A 21,556-nucleotide genomic window follows, 5' to 3' on the forward strand; every position below is an offset into this window, starting at 1 on the left:
CGCAAAATGTCTGCCGATCACCGAAATCCGCCGTACCGCTTGGCCGGTGCCGTGTTTCTGGTGATCATCGCGCTGCTACTGGGGTTGATCGTGGCGCAGTTCCGGGGCGCCTTCGAGCCCAGGGCCCCACTGACACTGCTGGCCTCACGCGCGGGCCTGGTGCTCGATCCGGGTTCGAAGGTGACCTTCAACGGTGTTCCGATCGGGCGGGTGGGCTCGGTGGACGCCGACTCCGACCCGGTCCGGGCTCTGGTGCATCTCGACATCAACCCGAAATACCTGGACCTACTCCCGGCCAACGTACAGACCTCGATCCAGGCGACCACGGTGTTCGGCAACAAATACGTGGCCTTCACCTCTCCGGAACATCCCAGCCCGCAACGGGTTTCGATCTCGACCCCACTCGACGTCACGGCGGTCACCACCGAGTTCAACACGTTGTTCGAGACGATCACCGCGATCACCGAACAGGTCGACCCGATCAAACTGAACCAGACCTTGTCTGCCACGGCCCAGGCGTTGAGTGGGCTGGGCAGCGCCTTCGGCCAGTCTCTGGCCGACGGCAACACCATCCTCGACGATCTGAACCCGCGCATGCCCGCGCTGCGCCACGACATCACCGCACTGGCCGACCTCGGCGAACGCTATGCGGCGGCCGGTCCCGATCTGTTCGACGGCCTGGGCGACGCGGCGCGTAGCGCTGCCACCTTCAACTCCCAGCGCGGCAACCTCGATGCCGCGCTGGTCGCGGCGATCGGCTTCGCCGGAACCGGTTCGGACATCCTCGAGCGCGGCGGTCCGTATCTGCAACGCGGCGCGCAGGACCTGATCCCGACGTCGAAGCTGTTCGACAAGTACCAGGGGCAACTGTTCTGCACCATCCGCAACTACCACGACGTGGCGCCCGCCTTCTATGCGACGTTCGGCGGCGACAACGGATACTCCTTCGAGAGCACGGGAACCTTGTCGAGCATCGGCGTCGGCAACACCTACGTGTATCCGGACAATCTGCCGCGGGTGAACGCCAAGGGCGGGCCCGAGGGCAAGCCGGGCTGTTGGAAGCCAATCACGGCCGACCTGTGGCCTGCGCCGTATCTGGTGATGGACACCGGTTTGTCGATTGCGCCGTACAACCATGTCGAGCTGGGCTCACCGATCTTTGTCGACTACGTCTGGGGCCGTCAGATCGGTGAGCCCACGATCAATCCGTGACGGCCTTACGATCTTGATCCAGGGGATTCGGGTGAGAGGGGATTTTGTGAACGGCAGTGCGGATGCCTAAACGCGCAGTACCGGCGAGCCCCGAACCGCCCGCGACCTGGCCGCCCGCTCTGCCCGCGTGGCGTGCCGTCGGACTGTCCCTCGCACCGATCGGCGCTGCGATCTTCAACGGGGTCGCCGGCCTGTGCGCCGCGGCGATCGCGGCGGTATTGGTCGTCGCGTTCGCCCGCCTGCACCGGTACGCGCCGCAGGCGGTGTCGACGGGTGATCTGGTCGCGGCCACCGTGGGTCCGGCGGCGGGGCGGTTCACCAGCCTCGTCCAACTGGCCGCGTATGCGCTTCTGGGCGTCGGCGCCGCCCTGACTCTCGCACTGCAGCCGCTGACCGGCGCACCGGACCTGGAGACCGCGCTGGCCGGCTGGTGGTGGCCCGGCTGGTCGGTGGCCGTGGTGGTGATCGCGGGTGCGGTGGTGGCCTACCTGCCCACCCGGGCGGTGGCTGCGACGGCTGCCGCCCTGGCCGGCGTGGGCCTGCTGATCTTCGTCTACCTGGCGCTGGCGATCATGGCCCGGGTGGCAGCGGGTACACCGCCGATGATGATGGGGAGCTCCCACGTCGATTCGGTCCTGCTGGCCACGGCGGCGGCCATCCCGCTCGGCCTCGGCCTGGTCGGTTTCGAAGCGGCGACCGTGGTGAGTGGTCGTCTGGAGTCGGTGGCGCGGCCGGTGGGCACCGCGGTGGGCGTTACGGCGCTGGGCGCAGTGGTCCTACTGGCGGCCGCCAACATCGGCGCGACCGGCGGGTTCCACAGCACCGCCGTGAATCTCTCACTGATCAACTCCCAGTTCTTCGCCGATGCCGGTTTCTACTGGTTCACCACCGGGGCATTGTGCCTGGGCTCGGCTGCGTTGCTGGCCCTGATGTGGGCGGCCACCCGGGTCGCGGGACGGCTGTTCGGGTCCGGCCCGGAGGTGGCACTCCTGGTGCCCGCGGTGATGTGCGTTCTGGCCGTGACCTTCTCCCGGTTCCAGGATTACGTCGGCAGGCTGCCGGTGGTGGTTCCCGCGCTGCTCCTGGTGGCCGTCTATGTGCTTGTCGCCGAGGCCAATTCGCGTGTGGCTGGTTCGGCTGCGGCACAGCAGGCGCCGCGGTTGATCCTGGCCGTGGTGGCGGTCTGTGTGGTGTTGATCCCGCTGCGGGTCACCGACTTCTCGATGCCCACCTTGTGGCCCCTGATCGTCACGGCCGCGATCCTCGCGGTGGCAGCGCTGTTGGCACGGCTCGGCAGGCCAGTGCAGCCAGCGCGCCCGCCTCATTGATCGCCAGGTGTGCCAGCATCGGCGCGGCCAGGCTCGCCGACCGCTGCGCCAGCCGGCCGAACACCCATCCGGCGACCCCGGTGACCAGCACGGTCGGAATCACGGGCTGGGCTGCGGCGCGCGCGTCGGCGATATGAGACAGTCCGAACGCGGTCGCCTGCAGCACCTGACCGCCGGCGGGGCCGAACGCTTCGGCAGCGACCTTGCCGAGTGCGGCGCGGAAGGCGGCCTCCTCCGGCCAGACGGTCCCGAGCGGGATCCGCAGCAGCAACCAGCTGCCGGGCGCTGCAGGCAGGGTCTTTTCGCGCATGCCGGTGCGGACGATCGGCACCGCCGAGGTCGCGGCCACACCGGCGCTCACCGCGGTCGCGGCCGCCGCGCCCAGGCGCACACCCGACCACAACGCCGGTGGCCGTAACCCCGGCCGGGCCCCGGTTCCGAACATCAACGCACTGCCGAGGACCGCGCGCACCAGCGGTTGCCACCGGGCCGGCAGCCTCGGATCGACCAGACCGTTCCACGCCACCAGGCCGGCCGCCAGCGTCACGGCGCGAACCCGGTTCGCTGCCATCAGTATTCGGGTCCGTTGTCGGCTTCGGTCTTCTCCAGTGCCAGCCGGATGCGTTCGGTGTCGTCGTGCGTCCAGCCGTCCGGTGCGGCCACCGCAGCCCAGCCGTCGAGTACCGATTCGCCATAGTTGTGCCCGTGTCCGTTGGGCACGCTGGAGGCGTTGGTGATGTCGGCGGCCACCTGCCAGAACGTGATGATCGGGTACCAGCGCATCGAGGCGGTGCGGTCCGTCCCTGGCGGTTCGACGAGCCAATCCGGTTCGGAGAACAGCAGATCCGTCGACCACCAGATGATCGGGTCGGAGGGGTGTTGCAGGAACAGGACCCTGGTCCCCTCCCACGGTTCGGCGGCGTCGGCGGCGATCTCGGCGGCGTCGGCGGCCTCGGAGAACCGGACGGTGCGGCCGTTGTCGTAGCGCGGACGCACCTGCGGGGTGCCCGGGTCACGGCGCACGGTCAGACCGCGCCACAGCGGGCTCGCGTTGGGCGGGCCGACCCACAGCACCGAGGAGAAGCCCATCCTGGAGATGTCGGGCAACCAGCTGAACGCGCCCTGCCCGGCCATGGATCCCAGACTCTCCCCGTAGAGCACCAGCTTGGGACGGTGGTCGGGGGGCAGTTGTTCCCAACGGGCGTGGATCGCGTCGATCATCAACCGGCCGTTGTTCATCGACTTCTCGCGGTCGCCCATGAACGAGATCCAGCTCGGCAGATAGGAATACTGCATGCCGACCATCGCGGTGTCCCCGTTGTACATCAGCTCCAGCGCACGGGCGGCCGTTGGGTTGACCCAGCCGGTGCCGGTGGTCGGGACGATCACCAGTAGCTTGCGGTCGAAGGCGTGGGTGCGCTCAAGTTCGCTGAGCAACACCGCGATCCGCTGATCGTCGGAGTCCGCCGTATGCAGGCCGGCGTACACCCGGATGGGTTCGCGGGCGGGCGCACCGTTGAGTTTTTCGAGCTCGGCCGCACGCGGTCCGGTCGCGACGAAGTTGCGGCCCTGGAATCCCAGAGAATCCCAGGCTGCGAATGACGCTGGGCTGCCCGACCTTTCGGGTTCGGAAGGTTGGCTGACGCCTTCACGGGTGGTGGAGTTCTGCGGCTGGAACACCCGACTGGCCCCGGCCAGGAATCCGCGGTAGAGCACACCGTTGACCAACGTGACCACCAGCACCACCACGATGGCGGTACCGATGAACTGGGCCACCTCCCGGTGCAGATGCCAGCGGCGGATGAACACCTTGGCCAGCAGTCGCACGAAGTCGCGCAGCATCCGCGCCGTGGCGATCAAACCTGCCGCCACCGCGACCGCGATTATCAGGGTCCGCAGATAGCCCGCCGTGGCCGGACCTTCCATGCCCATCAGCGCCGAGACCTGCCGTTGCCAGGCCGCGGCGGGAATCAGCATCAGGATCGATGCCGTGATCGCCCCGGCGACGACAACCACCTTGAGGCCCAGCAGCACCCGCTTACCCGGGGGCCACCACGCCCTGCGCCGTAACACGAAGCGGTACAGCGCTTTTCCCAGCAAGACCCCGATGCCGTAGCCGATCGCTGCGTTGATGCCGCCGATCAACCCGGCGAACAGCCAGTCGCGCGGCAGCAGCGACGGGGTCAGCGAGAGACAGAAGAACAGGGCTCCGACGGCGATGCCGGTGAAGTCCAGTCGCACCAGGCTCCAGGCCCAGCGCAGCAGGGGATGACGTTCGTCGAGGGTTTCCCCCGTCACCCGAACAGCCCGGGCAGCACGCCCTCCGACGTGCTCCGTAGCTCCGCGAGCGAAATACTGAACTGTCCTTGGACCTCGATCGAATCGCTTCCCTGGTCCACCACGCCGATCCGGGTCACCGGCAGGTCCCTGGCCTCACACATCGACCGGAACCGGCTCTCCTCGGTGCGGGGCACGGCCACCAGGACCCGGCCGGCGGACTCGGAGAACAGGGTGACAAATGGATCGGCGCCTTCCGGAAGGATTACCCGGCAACCGGTTTCACCGGCCAGCGCAGCCTCGACCACGGCCTGGATCAGCCCACCCTCGGATAGATCGTGGGCGGCCGAGATCAGTCCGTCGCGCGAGGCCGCGGTCAGCACCTCGGCGAGCAGCTTCTCGCGGGCCAGGTCCACCTTCGGCGGGACCCCGCCCAGATGGTCGGCAGTGACCTGCGCCCAGACCGACCCGTCGAACTCGTCGTGGGTGTCTCCGAGCAGCAGCAGCGTCTCACCCGGTTCGGTCCCCAGGCCGGTGGGGATGCGTCGCTTCACGTCGTCGATCACGCCGAGCACGCCGACCACCGGGGTCGGCAGGATCGCGGTCGAGCCGGTCTGGTTGTAGAAGCTGACGTTGCCACCCGTGACCGGAATGCCAAGAGCCGCACAGCCATCGGCCAGCCCTCGGACGGCCTGGCTGAACTGCCACATCACCCCCGGGTCCTCGGGGGACCCGAAGTTGAGGCAGTTGGTCACCGCGACCGGGGTGGCCCCGGTGACCGCGACGTTGCGGTAGGCCTCGGCCAGCGCCAACTGCGCGCCGGTGTACGGATCGAGCTGGGTGTAGCGGCCCGACGCGTCGGTGGAGACCGCGATGCCGCGGCCGGTGGTCTCGTCGATGCGCAGCACGCCACCGTCGGCATGCTCGGCCAGCACGGTGTTGCCGCGGACGTAGCGGTCGTACTGCTCGGTGATGAACGCCCGGCTGCACAGGTGCGGACTGCCGATCAGTGCCAGCAGGGTGGCCTTGAGCTCGTCGCCGGTCTTGGGCCGCGGCAGGTTGGCCGAGGTGTTTGCGACGAGGGCGTCCTGGGTGTCGGGGCGCGCCACCGGCCGCTGGTAGACGGGGCCTTCGTGGGCCACGGTGCGAGGCGGGACGTCCACCACGATGTCACCGTGCCAGGTGATCTCCAGCCGGTCCCCGTCGGTGACCTCGCCGATCACCGTGGCCAACACGTCCCATTTGCGGCAGACGGCCATGAACGCCTCGACGTTCTCCGGCGTCACCACCGCACACATGCGTTCCTGCGACTCGCTGGAGAGCACCTCGGCCGGGGTCATGTCCTTGGCCCGCAGCGGCACCTGGTCCAGCTCGATGCGCATGCCGCCATCGCCGGCAGAAGCGAGTTCGGATGTGGCACAGGACAGTCCGGCTCCGCCGAGGTCCTGGATGCCGACCACCAGGCCGGCCGAGTACAGCTCAAGGCAACACTCGATGAGTACCTTCTCGGTGAACGGGTCGCCCACCTGCACGCTCGGCAGCTTCTTGCGGCCCGCGCCGGATTCGTCACCCGAGAAGGTGTCCGACGCCAGCACCGAGACACCGCCGATGCCGTCCAGGCCGGTGCGCGCACCGAACAGGATGATTTTGTTGCCGGTACCCGAGGCGAACGCCAGGTGTAGGTCTTCCTTGCGCAGCGCACCGACGCACAGCGCGTTGACCAGCGGATTGCCCGCGTAGGAGGGGTCGAAGATCGTCTCGCCGCCGATGTTCGGCAGGCCCAGCGAGTTGCCGTAGCCGCCGACCCCGCGGACCACGCCGTCGAGCACGCGGCGGGTGTCGGGTGCGTCGGCCGCGCCGAAGCGCAGCTGATCCATGACTGCCACCGGCCGGGCGCCCATCGCCATGATGTCGCGGACGATGCCGCCCACGCCGGTCGCCGCGCCCTGGTAGGGCTCGACGTAGGACGGGTGGTTGTGCGATTCGACCTTGAAGGTGACCGCCCAGCCGTCGCCGATGTCGACGACGCCGGCGTTCTCGCCGATCCCGGCCAGCATGCCGGCGCGCATCTCGTCGGTGGTGGTCTCGCCGAAGTAGCGGAGGTGCACCTTGGAGGACTTGTAGGAGCAGTGTTCGCTCCACATCACCGAGTACATGGCCAGCTCGGCATCAGTGGGGCGGCGACCCAGGATCTCGCGGATTCGCTCGTACTCGTCGTCCTTGAGGCCGAGTTCGCGGTACGGCTGGGGCTGATCAGGGGTGGCGGCTGCCCGCTGCACCGTGTCGATAGCGTGGGTGAGCTCAGACGTCACGCCCAAGAGTCTATCGTTGCCGCTCGCGCACGTCCGACCAGGCGATTGCTGAGTGCACCTCTGCCTGCCCGAGCGGCGGCATACTCAGCGGATGCGCAAGCTCGGGGCCAAGGGCCGTCTCGTCGTTCTCGGCGCCGTACTGATTGCCGGCGTAACCGGTTGCGACTTCGGGGGCTCACGTGCGGCCGACGCGATCGACGAAGTACTGAAGAGCCAACCCGGCGTTACGTCTGTCACACATACGGTCTCGAGCAACGACGGATTCGGGGTCCGCACCGCCGGCTTCGACGTCTACGTCAGTACCGACGCCACCGCTGACCAACTGTCGGCGCTCGGCCGCACGTTCACCGACCAGGTGAACGGATCGAGGGTGTACGACGACAAGGGAGCCAGCATGAACGTGAGACGTTCAGCGCAGTCTTTCCCGGCCCAAACAGGCTCCACGATGTACGTCGGGGTCGCTCCGGAGAAGACCACCCCGGAACCACCCTGGCAGGACTGGCTCAAACTGTCACAGGGCAACTATGCGTACGAGATCACCGGGTCGGCTTCACCTGACGACGGTTGGCAACCGGCTCGAACCAGCCTCAGAGTGACCCTGCGCAGCTACGACCATGTGCGCGATCCCCTGGGCGCATCGGAGTTCGCGGCCTCGGTGCGGCGGCTGATCGCGGACCTCGCAGACTCGACCACGGCCTGGCACATCTTCGATGCGGACAGCAACAACGCACCCAGCATCCGCTCGGACCACGGACTGCCCACCGCAGAGCAGCTGGCGTTGTGGGAGGCACTCGATCAGCTGGCACCGACCAATGGCCTCTTCGATCTGGAGCCGCCTCGCGTGTCCATCGAGGACGTGCCTGCCGGCGCCGACGGGGATCGCGTTGCCGTCGACCAACTTCAGCTCGTCAAGAACTCGGGACTGCCCGCGGTGTACGAAATCGAGGACGAACAGGTCACCGTCCGGCCTGGGGGTTGTTCGAAGGACGCCCAGGAACCCCAGCCGCGAACACCACCGCTGATGGACCTGCAGACCAAGCTGCGCGCCCAGTTCGAGAGCTGTCCACGGTGATGTGGCAGCGGGCGGGTGCAGACCTCACGTGACCGGTTTGGCCTGCGATTTCGCATAGGCGCGGGCGACCGCTGGTGCGCCCGCTCCGTGCAGTACCACGCTGCCCAGGACCGCCACCACCAGTACCTGCGCGACGGTGTGTTCGGCCACGCCTTCGAGGGCGTTGAACGCCAGCAGTCCGAACACGATCGACGGAGTGCCACGCGGCCCGAGCCCACCCAGCAACAGCCTCTCGCGCCACCCGAGCGGCGAGCCGACCATCGACAGCAGCACCGCGGCGATACGCACCACGGTCAGGGCGAGCAGGCAGAACAGCACGATCCCCCACGGCACGCCGTAGCCGAGCGCCAGCACTGCGGTGAGCCCGAACACGAACCACATCACCGAGGCCAGCAGGAATCCGAGATCGTCGACGAGCTCGAGCTCGGCGGCGAAGCTCGGCGAGGTGCGGAAGTAGTTGAATGCGATGCCGCAGACGAAAGCCGAGACGAAGCCGTTGCCACCCACGCCGAGACTGGCGCCGAACGACAACAGCGGAGCCGTCACCAGGATCAGTCGCTTGGCTTGCCCGGTCATCAGGCTGCGGCGTTCGGCATTGTTGGTCGCGATGGCCAGAACGGCGCCGACGACCGCACCGACCAGCAGCGCCTTTCCCGCGTCCGGAACGGCCCGGGCCAGGGCGTCGAGCGGGGTCTCGGCATCGGTGCGATCGGAGGCCAGCACCAGCGCGAAGATGAACACCGGCGACACGATGCCGTCGTTGTATCCGGCCTCGACGGTCAACAAGCTGCGGACGCGCTCGGGTATCCGCGTGTCGCGCAGCAGCGACGACGTCGGCGCGAAATCGATCGGCACCACCACGCAGGCGATCACCAGCAGCACCGCCCACGACAGCCCTGGCATCAGCCACAACCCCAGCAGCACCGATGCGGCCAGACCCAGTGGCATCGCGATGAACAGCAGCCGCAGCGCCGACCGCGGATCGGCACCGAGATACCCGCCGCGGACATCGGTGGCGTCGACGAAAAGCAGTACCGCAAGGATGATCTCGGCGACGCGCTGGGCGGTGACGGCATTCAGCGTCGACGCCAACGCGTCCTGGGTGGTGAAGCCGACCGCGATCCCGGCCAACACCAGCACCATCGGCGCCGTCAGCCGTAGCCGCTCGAAGCCACGCGAGAAGAGCGACCATCCGGCCAGCACCACCGAAACCGCGACGAGCGACAACAGCATGGCCGGAATCCTGCCAGCTACCGGCGGTTATCCGCCCGCGATACAGAATGCGTTGCCGGCCGGGTCGGCCAGGACGACCCAGTTGAACTCCTCGCCGAAGTTGTGCCTGCCCGTTTCGGTGGCACCCAGGCCCACCAACCGGGCCACCTCGGCTTCCATGTCCGCCGCGTGGAAGTCGAGGTGCACGCGGTTCTTGCCCGGAGTCGGGTCTGGTACCCGCTGAAAGCCGAGGTTGGGCCCGTCGGGAAGGTCGATGAGGACGAATTCGCCTGGGAAGACGGCATTTACCGTGCCATTGACGGCTTGAGCCCACCATTGGGCCAGCGCATCGGGATCGGCGCAGTCGAACGTGATCATTTCCACGGAGAGCGTCATGGCGCCGACCTTAGACCGAGGCGGTGACACCGCGTCAGTGCGGCGAAAGGAATGCTTGTAATGCCGCGGAGTAGGCCGCCACGTCCTTGGCACCCATGAACTCGCGCGCCGAGTGCATGGCCAACTGCGCCGCGCCGACATCGACGGTCGGGATCCCGGTGCGTGCCGAGGTCATCGGCCCGATGGTCGACCCACACGGCAGATCGGCGCGGTGCTCATAGCGCTGCAGCGGCACCCCGGCCTGATCGCACGCCAGCGCGAACGCCGCCGCGGTACGACCGTCGGTGGCATAGCGCAGGTTGGGCTGCACCTTGAGCACCGGCCCGGCGTTGACCTCGATCAGGTGTCCGGGCTCGTGACGGTCCGGGTAGTTCGGGTGCGTCGCGTGCGCCATGTCTCCGGACGCCACCATGGAACCGGCCGCCCGGCGCAGGAAGTCTTCCCGGGAACCGTCCGCGGCGAGCACGATGCGCTCCAGCACGGTCGGCAGCAGCTCTGACTGGGCGCCGTGATCCGACGTCGAGCCGACTTCCTCGTGATCGAAGAGTGCAAGCACCGGCACGTGCGCTCCGGCATCCGCCCCCAGGAATGCCTCCAGCCCCGCGTAACAGGTGGCCTGGTTGTCCAGCCGCGGCGCACTGACGAACTCGCGGTCGGCACCGGTGATCGCCGACGGCGCCAGGTCGTGGGTCATCAGATCAAAACCGAGCAGCCGATCCGGTTCGATGCCGGCCCGTTCGGCGACGAATCCGACGAAGGACCGCGGCCGCTCCCCCAGGCCCCACACCGCGTTGACATGCCGCTGCGGGTCCGGGCTCACCCCCTTGCGGTCCTCGGACAGGTGGATGGCGAGCTGCGGCACGCGCAGGATCGGATCGTCGACCCGCACCAGCCGGTGGTCGATCCGGTTGCCGTCGCGGACCGAGAGCCGACCGCTGATCCCGAGGTCGCGGTCGAGCCAGGAGTTCAGCCAGGCCCCACCGTACGGCGCCAGCGCGACCACCTGCCAGCCTGCGACGACGCGGTCCGGGTGCTGCTTGACTCGCAGATTCGGACTGTCGGTGTGGCCGCCCACCACCCGGAACGGTGCGGCGGCGTCCGCACCCTCTGTGTTCCACGCCACCAGCGAACCCGCCCGTACCGTGAAGAACTTCCCCGTGCCGGGCCACGCGTCCACTTCTGCAAGCTCGGTGAAACCGGCGTCACGCAGCCGTTGAGCGGCGGTGGCGCAGACGTGGAAGGGCGACGGGGACGCGTCGATGAACTCGCACATGCTCTGGGCGCTGGCTGCCATATCTCTATCTTGACCGGGATTTCAACGCGCGCCGCGTTAGGGTCGATCTTGTGCCCGCACCACAGCCCCAGCCGGTCCTGGCCCCGCTGACACCGGCGGCCGTGTTCATGGTCGCAACCATCGACGAGGGCGGCGAGGCGACCGTTCACGACACCCTGACCGATATCTCAGGTCTGGTGCGTGCCATCGGCTTCCGCGACCCCACCAAGCACCTGTCGGCCATCGTGTCGATCGGCTCCGACGCTTGGGACCGGTTGTTCTCCGGTCCACGCCCCGCCGAACTGCACCCGTTCATTCCACTCGACGGTCCGCGACACCGAGCGCCGGCGACGCCGGGTGACCTGTTGTTCCACCTGCGGGCCGAGTCCATGGACGTGTGCTTCGAGCTCGCCACCAAGTTCGCCGATGCGCTGGCCGGCGCCGTGACGATCGTCGACGAGGTGCACGGCTTCAAGTTCTTCGACAACCGCGATCTGATGGGCTTCGTCGACGGCACCGAGAATCCGAACGGCCCGGTGGCGGTCAACGCCAGCCAGATCGGTGACGAGGACCCGGATTTCGCGGGCGGCTGTTACGTCCATGTGCAGAAGTACACGCACGACATGGGTTCGTGGAACTCGCTGTCCACCGAGGAGCAGGAGCGGGTGATCGGCCGCACCAAACTCGACGACATCGAGCTCGACGACGCGGTCAAGCCGCCCAATTCTCATGTGGCGCTCAACGTGATCGAAGACGACGAGGGCAACGAGCTCAAGATCATCCGACACAACATGCCGTTCGGTGAGATCGGCAAGGGCGAATTCGGCACGTACTACATCGGTTATTCGCGCACCCCGGAAGTCACCGAGCGGATGCTGACCAATATGTTCATCGGCGACCCGCCCGGTAACACCGACCGCATCCTGGATTTCTCCACCGCCGTCACCGGTGGCCTGTTCTTCAGCCCCACGATCGATTTTCTGGATGATCCACCGCCGCTGCCCTCCTCCGACCAAGAGTCGGCAGCAGCGGAAGCACCACCGGCTCAGGGCCACCGTGACGGCTCGCTCGGCATCGGCAGTCTGAAAGGAATCCCGCAATGAACAACCTGTACCGCGAGCTTGCTCCGATCACCGAGTCCGCCTGGGCCGAGATCGAACTCGAGGCCAGCCGAACCTTCAAGCGGCACATCGCCGGTCGGCGCGTGGTCGATGTCAGCGAGCCCGGCGGCCCCGTGACCGCGGCGGTCAGCACCGGCCATCTGCTCGACGTGAAATCACCCGGTGACGGCGTGGTGGCCCACCTACGCGACGCGCGGCCGCTGGTGCGGCTGCGGGTGCCGTTCACGGTGTCGCGCACCGCAATCGACGACGTCGAGCGCGGCGCCCAGGACTCCGACTGGGATCCGGTCAAGGAAGCCGCCAAGAAGCTGGCGTTCGTCGAGGACCGCGCGATCTTCGAGGGCTACCCGGCGGCCTCGATCGAAGGCATCCGCAGCTCGAGTTCCAACCCGGCGCTGGCCCTGCCCGACGACGCCCGCGAGATTCCCGACGTGATCGCGCAGGCACTTTCGGAGCTGCGACTGGCCGGTGTCGACGGGCCGTACTCAGTGCTGCTCTCGGCTGCCACCTACACCAAGGTCAGCGAGACCACCGCGCACGGCTACCCGATCCGCGAGCACCTGAGCCGGCTGGTGGACGGTGAGATCATTTGGGCGCCCGCGATCGACGGCGCCTTCGTATTGTCCACCCGCGGTGGTGATTTCGACCTGCAGCTCGGCACCGACGTTTCGATCGGCTACCTGTCCCACGATGCCGAGAGCGTGCAGCTGTACCTGCAGGAGACCCTGACGTTCCTGGCCTACACCGCCGAGGCTTCGGTCGCCCTCACCGCGTAACAGTCAGCACCGCGAGCGCGCGTGTCCGTTGCCGGACACGCCGCTCGCGGGCCGCAGTTTGTGCACGCTCGCAACAGCGCTATCTCGGTGCCACCAATGAAAAGAGTCGATCATTGGTGCGCTGGACAAGCGCGGTGTTCACTTTCCACACTTCTTTCGCTTCGTCCGGGGTGGATCCCGCTATCGACCACAGCACATCGCAGGTCGTCAGATCGATCGCCTGCGCAGGGGTGCGCGCTCCGTGGGCGACAGCCACCTCACCATCTGAAGCGAGGTACTGAAATCCAAGGCTCTCGCCTTCACACGTCCTACCAGGCGCACCGGTCTCCAAATCGAATTGCCGCCAAACTCGATGGTCCTTGTCATTGGCAACGAAGAATCGAGATCCGATGAGGCGGGCATCCGAGGACACAACCGATGGTGGTAGCTCGAGGAGCTGTCGACCAGTGATGGTGAGCACGATGTCTTTCGACTCTGATCCCACAAAGGGTAGATCGACGGAACGAGTTTCGAGACTGCCGTCCAGATTTGACTCACCGAGCTTCTTTCCAGTGTCATCGAAGAACGCCACCCGTTGCGTTCTGAAGTCGCCCGCCGGACCGTACTCGTAACCGAATCCGCCGGGGTAGATGACCGCGCGGCCAAGTTGAACATCTTGCGACATAGACGGTTTTACGATGCCGCCGTCCACCATAGAGAAGACCACGTCAGTTGCGTCATCACGACCTTGGACTGCCAACGTCGAGGGACGAGTGTCCCGGGCCCAAGATGCGAATTGAGCTGGCAGGATTCCGTCGCCGGGCACGAACCACGTCAGCTCGCCATGCACGCCCACGCCATAGACACCTCTCCCCGACACCAGAGCAATCGCATAGTCGCCTACCTGTTCAAGGCGGGGTTTGTCTTGCGTCACCACCCGTAGATCAGTGGGTCCAACGTATTTCACGATGCCCGACGACGTGTCCACCACCCACGCAGTGGATGGCACGTTCGGATCGGGCCCCTGACGCACACAAAGAACTATCGGAGGGCCATTTACATAGCATTTGAAATCCGTTGCATCGCCGACAGTTGCGAGGCGGATGGGACCGAAGGTCCGCTGCCCTGTAGTGACGTCGAGACCGAGTAGCCACCACCCCTCCTCGGTGATGCCGAGGAAAATGCCACGATCACCTATGTTTCCTACCGGACGGACGACCGTGTCCGCCGGGAGCGCAAGCTCACCAACGGTAATTGTCCATCCCGGCACGGGGTGCTGGCGCATTGATGAAGTCAGCAGTATCTGTTCAGGCAACTCGGGTGCGAACGCGCCCGAGAACGACTGCCCCGCGGTCGTGTTGCCCGAGCAACCGGAGACAACGGTCGCCACACAAGTGAGAACGACCATCGACCACCGGCGAAAGTGCGCGGCCATAGGGCTTTTCAACGGCATGAACCTACGATCCTGCGAGGAGTCTGTCCAAAACCGGACCATTGACGAGTTCATCGCGGTGTTCGCGATGCTGCCAGTAAAAGCGCATCAACTCGCGTAGCGCGTGCCCTCCCGGCGTATACCATCCGGTTGGCAGCGTTCGCGTCTGACCGTCTGTGGTCATGATGTACGTGGACCCGGTTGGCTGGCGACCATTCTTCGGCCTGTCTGCAATGTCGATCACTTCATCCCAGGAGCGCCGCGCAGTGGTGATCGTGTTTCCAGCCTCAAGGCCTTCAACGGTCATGCGGAGATAGCTCGTCCCGCGGCGCCTGATTATCTGACGCAACGTGAAAATTCCCACGACAATTGCTGCAGCACAGACGAATAGAAGATAGCGCCGATTCCCGCGCGGCACGGGAATGTCAAGCATACCGAGCGGCGTAAAGATCGCGTAGACCGCCATTCCGGTAAATATCCCGAACAGCGAAGCAGCGAGAAGGCGGTCGACTCTGATGTCCGGCCGGACCGTGGTGCCCACATCGTCTTGTCTAACGCGTGGCGTTACTTTGCGCGACGCGACGATCATGAGTAATGCGGCCAGCCCCAGAGTGAAAACACCAAACCCCAGGGCCACGACCGCTGACAGATACTCGCCGCGAACGGAAAAAGCGAAGGCCCAGGCTGTGCAGACCACTCCGAAAGGAGTGAACACGATGCAGAGAAACACCGTGGCAACCAATGCTTTCACGGCGCACACATAACGTTACCGACCAACTTCCCGACATACCCGAACACGAATCCGCCGGCGACGTTGGCCCCCATCGCCGCGAATGGCCCGACTCCAGGAACTGCGCCCACCGCTACCGTAGTCGCGAGGCCTCCAACCAGACTGATACCCCCGGACCATGCGGCGACGCACTTCTCGCGGACCGTGTCTGCGGTTGCGACGCCGAGCGCCAACTGCGCGATTCCCATAGCCGGTCCGCCGAACTTTGCCCCATTTTTCAGCCCATCGAGTACTGGCGCGCTCAACCCTTTAACACCTTGGCCAGCCTGCACTTCCAGTCCAGAGAGCGCACCGCCAGCCAAGGTCGGTATCGGATCTTGAAAGAACGAATCTGGCAACAAGGCGTAGTCATCCGCTGTCGTGCAGCTACCCGAACGTGTCCCATCAGCGTTTTGCGAGATGGTGATGTGCGTGCCATCTGCCCACGACACTTCGGTTTGCTTGCCTCCGTCCTCGCGGGGAGTGGTCCAAGTGTCAGATATCCAATTTCCATTCTTATCCACGTGGAGAACGCGGAGCGTTCCAGCGGGATAAGACTTCAGGCTTGGCGGTCCTTCATCGACGTATTCCGTCGCAATTTGTTTACTGCCGTCAAGCATGGTGTAGGTAGTGATTCGGTTCCCGTCCCGGTCCGTCGTCTCACCGATGTCGCGAATGGTGGTTGCCATGTCCTGCGCGCGCGCAAACTCCTGGAATTTCTTCCCCTCGTCCGTGCTGGGGTTCGGCACGTCGTCACCTGGGTGCGGTGGCAGTGGACCCGGAGGCCCTTGAAGAATGTCCTCGAATTCACCGTCGGTGGCTGCCCTCGCAGCCATCAACTCCATGGAGGTGAACCTGTCAGCGTCGTCCACAGCGAGCAGGAGTTCGTTCACCTCAACTTGCGCTAGCTCAGCCTGCTGTTGCAGTTCGGCTGCCTTCGCTGCGGACATCCCGGCGGGATCGATCATCACGACCCATTGGTCAGTGACTTTCAACGGACCACTGTCGATTTCCTCTGCGAGGGTCAACAAATCTGTTCTGGCCTTACCGATAGAAGCACTGCCGCGACTCAACGCACGCGCAAACGCCTCCGAGTAATTCTTCAGCCGCGATGACCTGTCGGTTGCCTGACCGAACATATGGGTAGCAGCATCGTGACCTTCACCTGCCCAACCCATCATTTCGGGCATCCCGTCAATTCGGTTGTCTAGGCTGACGACCGCGTTGTAGATCGAGTCGCCAGCGGGCTTGATCGATGATGCCGACCGCTGCAGCGACTCAGGATTCCAGCTCTCCAACCGTGAACGTGAAGGCAGCATGTCTAGAAGAGGCCTCCGAAGGTTCTCGCCAAGGCTGCATCGTCCACTTCGTACTTGTCACCTGCGCCACGCACTGCGGTACCGATGGCGCCGATGTCATTAACGACGTCCTTTGCCGCCAAACCCAGGTGCGCTCCGTTCAAGCGGGCTGCCCATTCAGTTGCCGATCCGGGTAGTCCGTCCGCCGCTGTACTAGCGACGGTGCCCATATCGAGGCCGCTGATCGACGCCGCGGCGGTATTTACCTGTGCGGCGAACGCGCGCAGCACTTCTGGATCAACTAACATCGTCCCCCCTTAACTTTCGGCGGTGGGGACTGCCGCGCAGCGCCACACCTAACGTGAAGCTAACACAGGCCAAACCCTGCTCAGGGCACCAAAATCTGCGCTAAACCGAGAGAACCGCATCCAGAGCGGAGTAGAACAAGCCGAGCCCGTCATCGGACGGTCCGGTCAGTGCCTCGGTGGCATGTTCGGGGTGCGGCATCAGGCCGACGACGCGGCGGTTCTCGGAGCAGACGCCCGCGATTCCGCGCATCGAGCCGTTGAGGTTCTCGCGGTAGCGGAAGACCACGCGGCCCTCACCCTCGAGTTCATCGAGCACCGCCTCGGACGCGACGTACCGGCCCTCGCCGGACTTGAGCGGGATCAGCAGATCGGCGCCGGCGTCGTACCGGGTCGTCCACGCGGTCGTGTTGGAGGCGACCTCCAGCCACACGTCGCGGCAGATGAAATGCAGACCGGCGTTGCGGGTCAGTGCACCCGGGAGCAGCCCGGCCTCGCACAGCACCTGGAAGCCGTTGCAGATGCCGAGCACGGGCATGCCCTTGCCGGCCGCCTCGACGACCGACCCCATCACGGGGGCGAACTTCGCGATCGCCCCGCAGCGCAGGTAGTCGCCGTAGGAGAACCCACCGGGGACGACGACGGCGTCGACGCCCTTCAGGTCGGCGTCGGCGTGCCAGAGGTTGACGGCCTCGGCCCCGGCCAGACGGACGGCTCGGGCCGCGTCGACGTCGTCGAGCGTCCCGGGGAAGGTGATCACCCCGACACGGGTGCTCACGAGTCCTCCCGGCTCACCGAAAAGTCCTCGATAACCGTGTTGGCCAGCAGAGATTCAGCGATCTCGGCCAAGGTTTCGTCGGCTACGGAGTCGTCGACTTCGAGCTCGAAACGCTTGCCTTGACGGACGTCTGCGATACCACCATGTCCGAGCCGACCAAGTGCCCCGACAATCGCCTGACCTTGCGGGTCGAGGATCTCTGCCTTGGGCATGACGTGCACAACCACCTTTGCCACGGCCCACACTCTACCGGCACGACCCTATGTAAGCCGTGCACAGTGGGTCGGCCAGCGCATCGAGCACCTCACGATCGGACGAAGCCGACCACGGAACCTGTGGTGGCGTGCTCGACCAGAGGGCCAACTCCACCACGGTGCTGTTGCCCGGATCGGCGAGCAGGTACTGGTGCAGCAACCTGGTGTTACCGAAGTTGACGGCCGCCGCCAGCCGCCCGGGCCGGTCGGTGGTGATGGCCGTCCCGGCCCCCTGGCACGCGCGCAGTGCCTCGGCAGCCCCCTGCACCACCGCGAGCGCGGTCTGACCGCCCTGCCATGTCTCCCCGCGCCAATGCAGGACCTGTACCCGCAGTTGCCAGTGCCCGGCGGGCTGCGTCACCTCCGATCGCGCTGCGACGGCATAGCCGCGCGGATCCCCCGGCACGAGTGGCGACCCACACTCCTCTTCGAGGCGGAAGCGCGGTGCCACTGCGGTCACAGCCAAGCCTGCTAGTCCGGGCCAGCGATATTCGCGGGCCAACGGGAGTTGCGACGCAGGCGCCCACGCCGAATCGGGGATGCGGTCACACAGCGGCGGGCAGTCGGCGCTGGGCTCTGACCACGCGGAAGGAGGCGCTGCGGCCAGACCGCAGAGCACTATCGACATCGCCACGATCACCCGCCATAGCCCCACCGAGCGCCACAATATAGGTATGCAACTCACGCATTTCGGACATTCGTGCCTACTGGCCAGCATTTCGGACACCACTGTGCTGTTCGATCCGGGTAACTTCTCGCACGGTTTCGAAGGCATCACCGGCCTGTCGGCCATCCTGATCACCCATCAGCACCCCGATCACGCCGATACTGCCCGGTTGCCTGCGCTGATCGATGCCAACCCCCAGGCCGCGCTGTATGCCGACCCGCAGACCGCCGCCCAGCTGGGTGAGCCGTGGCAGGCCGTGCATCCCGGCGACGAGTTCCGGGTCGGCTCACTGAACGTGCGCGGGACCGGCGGCAAGCATGCCGTGATCCACCCGGAAATCCCTGTGATCGACAACATTTCGTACCTGCTCGGCGACGACGAGCATCCGGCCCGGCTCATGCATCCCGGGGATGCGCTGTTCGTTCCCGGTGAACCGGTCGACGTGCTGGCCACCCCGGCGGCGGCTCCGTGGATGAAAATCTCGGAGGCCGTGGACTTCCTGCGCGCGGTGGCACCGGCCCGGGCGGTGCCGATCCATCAGGGCATCATCGAGCCGAATGCCCGGGGCATCTACTACGGGCGGCTGTCCGAGATGACGAAGACCGACTTCCAGGTGCTCACCGAGGAAAACGGCACCGAGTTCTGATTCACGGCCCAGCCGTGGCCTTCTGACCGCGAGCGGTCGTGCGGGTCAGGCGATATCGGCTGCGGCGCCACGCCCGGCCGCCCGGCCGGAGAAGATGCAACCACCCAGGAAGGTGCCTTCCAGAGACCGATAGCCGTGCACCCCTCCGCCGCCGAATCCGGCCGCCTCGCCCGCGGCGTACAGGCCGGAGAACGCCGTCCCGTCTTCCTTGAGCACCCGGGAGTCCAGGTCGGTTTCCAAACCGCCCAAGGACTTTCGGGTGAGGATGTGCAGTTTGACGGCGATCATCGGGCCCGCCTTCGGGTCGGTGAGCCGATGCGGGGCGACGACCCGGGTGAACCGGTCGCCGAGGTAATTTCGGGCCGCCCGGATCGCAGTCACCTGTCCGTCTTTGGTGAACTTGTTGACCACCTCGCGGTCGCGTGCGGTGACTTCTGCAGCCACGATGGCGTAGTCGAGTTCGACCACGTCGGGCACGTCGTTCATCGCCGCCACCAGCTCGCGAAGCGAACGCGCGCTGACGAAGTCGACGCCACGGTCGACGAACGCCTGCACCGGCGCCGGAGCGCCGGGTTTCACCCGGGCCAGCACATCACGCACGCTGCGTGAGGTGAGGTCGGGGTTCTGTTCCTGGCCGGACAGTGCGAACTCCTTGGCGATGATCCGCGCGTCGAGGATGAACCAGGTGTAATCCTGCCCGGTGCGGCAGATGTGTTCGAGTGTGCCCAACGTGTCGAAGCCGGGGTACAGCGGCCCGGGCAGTCGTTTTCCGTTGGCGTCCAACCACAATGACGACGGTCCGGGCAGGATGCGGATCCCATGGTCCGGCCAGATCGGATCGTAGTTGGTGATGCCTTCGGTGTAGTGCCACATCCGGTCGCTGTTGATGACGTGCGCGCCGGCGGTCTCGGAGATGCCGATCATGCGGCCGTCGACGTGCGCGGGCACACCACTGAGCAATTGCTCGGGCACCCTGCCCATGCGGGCCGGCCAGTTCTCGCGCACCAGATCGTGATTGCCCCCGATGCCGCCGCTGGCCACGATCACCGCAGAGGCACGAAACTCGAACTCCCCGACGGTGTTTCGCGACGAGGCCGCGCCGCGGGGCGCGTCGGAGGGCTCCAGCACCGCACCCCGGACGCCGACGACGGCACCCTCGGAGACGATGAGCTCATCGACGCGGTGCCGGTGGGCAAATCGTACCCGGGGCTCGTCCACCAACCGGCGGGCGAAGACGTCGACGATCGCCGGACCGGTGCCCCAGGTGATGTGGAAGCGGGGCACCGAGTTGCCGTGGCCCAGCGCCCCGTAACCACCTCGCTCGGCCCACCCGACCAAGGGAAACGTCTGCAGACCGCGAGCCCGCAACCAACTGCGTTTCTCCCCGGCGGCGAAATCGACGTAGGCATGCGCCCACTCCCGGGGCCAGTGATCCTCCGGTCGGTCGAACCCCGCGGTGCCCAGCCAATCCTGCAGCGCCAGCTCTTGACTGTCGCGGATGCCGAGCCTGCGCTGTTCGGGACTGTCGACGAAGAACAGGCCACCGAACGACCAGAAGGCCTGGCCACCCAGGTTCGAGGCGTTCTCCTGGTCGAGGATCAGGACCCGCAGGCCCCTGTCGACGAGCTCGCATGCAGCGACCAGGCCGGCGAGACCGGCCCCCACGACAATGACATCGGCGTCTGCCATGAGACGAAAGAGTAGCCCCTGTCAGGCGGCGTCGGTCAGTACCGAAAATCCTCGCCACTGATAGACGGTGGGCACGCACTGATGCAGCAAAGCCAGGTCGATTGCATCCAGCATGGCCTGCCGGGGCCCGGGCCGCCGCAGGTGCCGCCCAGCGACGGCGACCCGCACCATTCCTTCGCGTCGCGCCGTGCGTTCGGCCGCGAGAACCACGGTCCGGCACCACCACGGCTCGGACAGGAATCCTTCCCCGATTCCGACCACGCGTGCGCGCGTCGTGGTCTGGCGGACCAGGTCGGTGATGCCGTTGAGGTCGGCCAGCAGTCGAAAGCCGTTGCGCGGCAAAGCTGTCACCGTGCCCTGTGACACCGTCCAGCCGGGGGCGGCAAACAGCCGGGTACGCAGGCCGAGGTGTTCGAGCACCCGGTCGGCACCCATCAGCCGCAGGTTGGCCTCGTGGGCGGGCAAAGAGGCGAACTCACCGCGACGCTTCTTCGTCGCGGCCTCGTCATAGCCGTGGAGCACGATGGCGTCACCGCCGCTGCGCCGACGGGCCAGCCAGTCCACAGTGTCGGCGTCGCGGTCCAACCGGTAGCCACCCTTGAGCCGCGGCGCCACCATCATCGAGGCGGGCACTCCACGGGCATCGAGCTCGGCGCAGAACGACTCGACATCAGCCATCGTGCGATCGCTGATCTGCGATATCGAGACGATGAGTTGTCCGGTCACGCTGCCAGTGTGGCAACGTCACATGTCGGGACGG

21 protein-coding genes are annotated in these 21,556 nt (G+C 66.3%); 6 read left to right on the top strand and 15 right to left on the bottom strand.

Translation table 11 applies throughout. The features are described 5' to 3' along the window. The first annotated feature begins 6 nt into the window (after window positions 1-6). Both AC4ELS_RS05635 and AC4ELS_RS05640 read left to right on the top strand, forming a co-directional pair. Window positions 7-1,212 carry an MCE family protein gene (locus tag AC4ELS_RS05635; RefSeq protein ID WP_064884764.1) on the top strand — a complete coding sequence of 402 codons (1,206 nt, stop codon included), beginning with the start codon at window positions 7-9 and terminating at the stop codon, window positions 1,210-1,212. 62 nt (window positions 1,213-1,274) lie between these two features. Then, window positions 1,275-2,540, top strand: a complete 1,266-nt coding sequence (locus AC4ELS_RS05640) for a hypothetical protein (protein WP_499046279.1) — start codon at window positions 1,275-1,277, stop codon at window positions 2,538-2,540. Here AC4ELS_RS05640 and AC4ELS_RS05645 read toward each other — a convergent pair. Genes AC4ELS_RS05645 through purL form a run of 3 tightly spaced genes read right to left on the bottom strand, consistent with a single transcriptional unit; the run spans window position 2,461 to window position 7,105 of the window. Next, window positions 2,461-3,111 carry an Rv0804 family intramembrane glutamic endopeptidase gene (locus tag AC4ELS_RS05645; protein WP_499046281.1) on the bottom strand — a complete coding sequence of 217 codons (651 nt, stop codon included), beginning with the start codon at window positions 3,109-3,111 and terminating at the stop codon, window positions 2,461-2,463. The two genes, AC4ELS_RS05640 and AC4ELS_RS05645, sit on opposite strands and share 80 nt — an antisense overlap. Beyond that, a complete protein-coding gene (locus AC4ELS_RS05650) occupies window positions 3,111-4,838 on the bottom strand; it encodes an alpha/beta hydrolase (protein ID WP_499046284.1) in 1,728 nt (575 codons plus the stop codon). The genes AC4ELS_RS05645 and AC4ELS_RS05650 overlap by 1 nt, the downstream gene beginning before the upstream one ends. After that, window positions 4,835-7,105, bottom strand: a complete 2,271-nt coding sequence (gene purL, locus AC4ELS_RS05655) for a phosphoribosylformylglycinamidine synthase subunit PurL (protein WP_499046350.1) — start codon at window positions 7,103-7,105, stop codon at window positions 4,835-4,837. The genes AC4ELS_RS05650 and purL overlap by 4 nt, the downstream gene beginning before the upstream one ends. Before the next feature lie 115 nt (window positions 7,106-7,220). Between purL and AC4ELS_RS05660 the strand changes: the two genes are divergently transcribed. Further along, on the top strand, window positions 7,221-8,201 hold the full coding sequence (locus AC4ELS_RS05660) for a hypothetical protein (RefSeq protein ID WP_499046287.1): 981 nt from the start codon (window positions 7,221-7,223) through the stop codon (window positions 8,199-8,201). 24 nt (window positions 8,202-8,225) lie between these two features. Here the strand turns inward: AC4ELS_RS05660 and AC4ELS_RS05665 are convergent, their stop codons facing one another. From AC4ELS_RS05665 to AC4ELS_RS05675, 3 genes are read right to left on the bottom strand one after another with little or no spacing between them, the layout of a single operon-like run. After that, window positions 8,226-9,434, bottom strand: a complete 1,209-nt coding sequence (locus AC4ELS_RS05665; RefSeq protein WP_499046288.1) for a cation:proton antiporter domain-containing protein — start codon at window positions 9,432-9,434, stop codon at window positions 8,226-8,228. A gap of 27 nt (window positions 9,435-9,461) precedes the next feature. Beyond that, the gene (locus AC4ELS_RS05670; RefSeq protein ID WP_064884751.1) at window positions 9,462-9,809 is read right to left on the bottom strand and encodes a VOC family protein; all 348 of its coding nucleotides are present in this window, start codon (window positions 9,807-9,809) and stop codon (window positions 9,462-9,464) included. Window positions 9,810-9,843: 34 nt separating this feature from the next. Beyond that, window positions 9,844-11,103 carry a M18 family aminopeptidase gene (locus AC4ELS_RS05675; protein WP_499046291.1) on the bottom strand — a complete coding sequence of 420 codons (1,260 nt, stop codon included), beginning with the start codon at window positions 11,101-11,103 and terminating at the stop codon, window positions 9,844-9,846. 50 nt (window positions 11,104-11,153) lie between these two features. Between AC4ELS_RS05675 and AC4ELS_RS05680 the strand changes: the two genes are divergently transcribed. Next, entirely contained in the window at window positions 11,154-12,185 is a 1,032-nt protein-coding gene (locus AC4ELS_RS05680) for a Dyp-type peroxidase (protein WP_448447515.1), read from the top strand. Further along, the gene (locus AC4ELS_RS05685; RefSeq protein WP_064884745.1) at window positions 12,182-12,979 is read left to right on the top strand and encodes a family 1 encapsulin nanocompartment shell protein; all 798 of its coding nucleotides are present in this window, start codon (window positions 12,182-12,184) and stop codon (window positions 12,977-12,979) included. The genes AC4ELS_RS05680 and AC4ELS_RS05685 overlap by 4 nt, the downstream gene beginning before the upstream one ends. 79 nt (window positions 12,980-13,058) lie before the next feature. Here the strand turns inward: AC4ELS_RS05685 and AC4ELS_RS05690 are convergent, their stop codons facing one another. The 7 genes from AC4ELS_RS05690 to AC4ELS_RS05720 form a co-directional block, all read right to left on the bottom strand. Beyond that, window positions 13,059-14,411: a 9-bladed beta-propeller domain-containing protein gene (locus AC4ELS_RS05690; RefSeq protein WP_463792518.1), complete on the bottom strand. Its 1,353-nt coding sequence runs from the start codon at window positions 14,409-14,411 to the stop codon at window positions 13,059-13,061. 4 nt (window positions 14,412-14,415) lie between these two features. Next, the gene (locus AC4ELS_RS05695) at window positions 14,416-15,141 is read right to left on the bottom strand and encodes a hypothetical protein (protein ID WP_499046294.1); all 726 of its coding nucleotides are present in this window, start codon (window positions 15,139-15,141) and stop codon (window positions 14,416-14,418) included. Further along, on the bottom strand, window positions 15,138-16,457 hold the full coding sequence (locus AC4ELS_RS05700) for a hypothetical protein (RefSeq protein ID WP_499046296.1): 1,320 nt from the start codon (window positions 16,455-16,457) through the stop codon (window positions 15,138-15,140). Before AC4ELS_RS05700 ends, AC4ELS_RS05695 begins: the two co-directional genes overlap by 4 nt. Before the next feature lie 23 nt (window positions 16,458-16,480). Further along, the gene (locus AC4ELS_RS05705; protein ID WP_463792513.1) at window positions 16,481-16,765 is read right to left on the bottom strand and encodes a hypothetical protein; all 285 of its coding nucleotides are present in this window, start codon (window positions 16,763-16,765) and stop codon (window positions 16,481-16,483) included. 100 nt (window positions 16,766-16,865) lie between these two features. Continuing rightward, window positions 16,866-17,540 carry a phosphoribosylformylglycinamidine synthase subunit PurQ gene (purQ, locus tag AC4ELS_RS05710; protein ID WP_064884738.1) on the bottom strand — a complete coding sequence of 225 codons (675 nt, stop codon included), beginning with the start codon at window positions 17,538-17,540 and terminating at the stop codon, window positions 16,866-16,868. After that, window positions 17,537-17,776 carry a phosphoribosylformylglycinamidine synthase subunit PurS gene (purS, locus tag AC4ELS_RS05715; RefSeq protein ID WP_054603966.1) on the bottom strand — a complete coding sequence of 80 codons (240 nt, stop codon included), beginning with the start codon at window positions 17,774-17,776 and terminating at the stop codon, window positions 17,537-17,539. Before purS ends, purQ begins: the two co-directional genes overlap by 4 nt. A 10-nt stretch (window positions 17,777-17,786) precedes the next feature. Next, window positions 17,787-18,254, bottom strand: coding sequence for an ATPase (locus tag AC4ELS_RS05720; protein WP_499046299.1), 468 nt, complete (start codon window positions 18,252-18,254; stop codon window positions 17,787-17,789). A gap of 214 nt (window positions 18,255-18,468) precedes the next feature. Between AC4ELS_RS05720 and AC4ELS_RS05725 the strand changes: the two genes are divergently transcribed. Then, a complete protein-coding gene (locus tag AC4ELS_RS05725) occupies window positions 18,469-19,107 on the top strand; it encodes an MBL fold metallo-hydrolase (protein ID WP_499046302.1) in 639 nt (212 codons plus the stop codon). Window positions 19,108-19,152: 45 nt separating this feature from the next. Here AC4ELS_RS05725 and AC4ELS_RS05730 read toward each other — a convergent pair whose 3' ends face one another. Together AC4ELS_RS05730 and AC4ELS_RS05735 are read right to left on the bottom strand one after the other, a co-directional pair. Continuing rightward, a complete protein-coding gene (locus AC4ELS_RS05730) occupies window positions 19,153-20,796 on the bottom strand; it encodes an FAD-binding dehydrogenase (protein ID WP_499046304.1) in 1,644 nt (547 codons plus the stop codon). A gap of 21 nt (window positions 20,797-20,817) precedes the next feature. After that, on the bottom strand, window positions 20,818-21,522 hold the full coding sequence (locus AC4ELS_RS05735; protein ID WP_064884732.1) for a DUF2334 domain-containing protein: 705 nt from the start codon (window positions 21,520-21,522) through the stop codon (window positions 20,818-20,820). Between the last annotated feature and the right edge of the window lie 34 nt (window positions 21,523-21,556).

It is taken from the genome of Mycobacterium shunyiense (genome assembly GCF_058270035.1).